This is a genomic window from Kitasatospora sp. NPDC057223, assembly GCF_042669755.1.
GTDB lineage: Bacteria > Actinomycetota > Actinomycetes > Streptomycetales > Streptomycetaceae > Kitasatospora.
Genome location: NZ_JBHUWW010000290.1, coordinates 1 through 2,296, shown reverse-complemented (window position 1 = coordinate 2,296; position 2,296 = coordinate 1). Strand labels below are relative to the sequence as shown.

The window sequence follows — 2,296 nt, the reverse complement described above, 5'->3', positions numbered from 1 at the left end:
GGGGGGGGGGGGGGGGGGGCCGCGGCGGGGCCCGCGGGGGGGGGGGGGCGGGCGGGCCGGCCCCCCCGCGGCGCCGGCTCGGTGACAGAGAGCCACGGTTTCGCTCGATAATCGTACGGATGACGGGACCGGCGCCACCCGTCCCGGCTCCGCCCGGTAGGTTGTCACTCGTGCCGACCACCACCCGCCGACTCGCCGCGCTCACCGAGCGCCTGCCGGTCCGTCTGCGTACGGGCTACTGGACGAGAGTGGTCCCCGTCCTGGCACTGCTCGCCGTCATCACCCACATCCCCTCGTTCCTGCGGCCGGTCTGGAGCCCCGACGAGGGCTTCCTGGCCACCCAGGCCCGGATGCTGGCGGACGGCGGCGTCCTCTACGACACCGTCGTGGACCGCAAGCCCCCGCTGCTGCCCTGGCTGTACGAGGCCTGTTTCACCGTCTTCGGCTCACTCTCGCTGTGGCCGCTGCGCACCCTCGCCATCGTCGCCCACCTGGTCACCGCGATCCTGCTCGCCTCGATCGCCCGCGGCCGTTGGGGTGACCGGGCCGGCGCCGCCGCCGGCGGGCTGTACCTGCTGCTGTCCATCGGGCTCTCGCCGGAGGACACCCAGGCGGCGACCTTCGAGGTCTTCATGCTGCCCGCCATGGTGGCCGCGTTCCGGTACGCGGAGCGCCGCCGCTGGCTCGCCGCGGGCATCGCGGTCGCCCTCTGCTCGCTCACCAAGCAGACCGGCGGGGCGGTGATGCTGCCGGTGCTCTGGATGCTCTTCCAGGACTGCCGCCGGCGCGGGGTCCGGTGGGCGCCGGCCCTGTTCAAGATCTGGTTCGGCTTCGCGCTGCCGATAGCGCTGGTCGCGATCATCCTCACCAAGCCCAAGGGCTTCCTGTTCTGGGTCGTCACCGGCAGCGGCGACTACGCCTCGTTCGGCGGCGCCTGGGTGCAGATGACCGGCCGGGCGCTCGGCAACTCGGCGATCCTGCTCGGGGCGGGCCTGGGCTTCGTGCTCCCGCTCGGCCGCCGCATCTGGCTCAAGTACCGCAACCGGCAGCTGCCGGCCGCCGCCGAGGAGCGCGGCTCGACCGCCGACCTCTGGGTCTGGCTGCTGTCCTCCGTCGTCGCCGTCAGCGTCGGCTTCCACTTCTTCGGGCACTACTACCTCCAGCTGATGCCGCCGCTGGTCCTGCTCGGCGTCGGCGCGGTCGCCACCTCGGCGATCCGCTGGAAGCCGGTCATGGTCTACAGCACGGCCGCCGCCACCGTCTTCTGGGTCCTCGCGATGGCCTGGCCGGGGGAGCGGCTGGACCGCAACACCGAGGTCGCCTCCGCCGTCGCCGCGCAGAGCACTCCCAAGGACAAGGTGCTGGTCTGGGGCATGCACCCGGAGCTCTACTGGCTGTCCGACCGGATGCCGGCCACCCGGTACCTCACCGCCGGCTTCCTGACCAACTTCAGCGGCGGCAAGGACGGCAGCGAGAACGTCGGGGAGGACTACAGCGTCACCGACGCCTGGCAGACCTTCGACAAGGAGCTCACCGACAACGGCCTCCCCGAGATCGTCGTCGACGACTCGGGCCCCTCGCCGTACCAGCCGTTCCGCATCCCCCGGATCGAGAACCTGCTGGACACCCACTACGAGATGGTCGGCGTCTTCACCGACACGGTGGTCTACCGCCTCAAGCGCTGATCCACTCGCCGGGCCCGCGGATGCTGCTTATGGTGATCGCACCATCACCCACAGCTCCCGGACCGGGCCGCGAGGGACTGCGGAGCCGGATCGCGGAGCGCAGCGAGGAGTGACTCCAGTGACTACAGCCCGTGACATCATGCACGGCGGGGCCCAGTGCGTCCGCGCCGACCAGAGCCTGGCGGACGCGGCCCGGATGATGCGCGACATGGGGGTCGGCGCGCTGCCGATCTGCGGCGCCGACCAGAAGCTCAGCGGGATCATCACGGACCGGGACATCGTCGTGCGATGTATCGCCGAGGGCAAGGACCCGGCCATGATGACGGCGAAGGACCTCGGCGGGCACCTGCACTGCGTGCGGGCCGACGACGACATCGACGTGGTGCTGAAGAAGATGGAGCAGCACCAGATCCGCCGGATCCCGGTCATCCACGACGACCAGCTGGTCGGCATGATCAGCGAGGCCGACATCGCGATGGGCCACCGGGAGGGCAACCACCTCACCGACCGGCAGATCGTCGAGTTCATGGACAGCGTCTACATGAAGCGCTGACCGCCGACGGCGGCAGGAACGGCGGAGCGCCGGTGACCACCCGCGAGGGGGTCACCGG

Annotated in this window: 2 protein-coding genes; both read left to right on the top strand. The window is 71.2% G+C overall.

Annotated features, from left to right (window positions below; translation table 11 throughout):
* The first annotated feature begins 170 nt into the window (after window positions 1–170).
* The gene (locus tag ACFUK0_RS40075) at window positions 171–1,685 is read left to right on the top strand and encodes an ArnT family glycosyltransferase (protein WP_380259010.1); all 1,515 of its coding nucleotides are present in this window, start codon (window positions 171–173) and stop codon (window positions 1,683–1,685) included.
* A 118-nt stretch (window positions 1,686–1,803) separates the two neighbouring features.
* Window positions 1,804–2,238 (top strand): CBS domain-containing protein, encoded by a 435-nt coding sequence (locus tag ACFUK0_RS40070; RefSeq protein ID WP_380259008.1) that lies wholly within the window; start codon window positions 1,804–1,806, stop codon window positions 2,236–2,238.
* Window positions 2,239–2,296 lie beyond the last annotated feature (58 nt).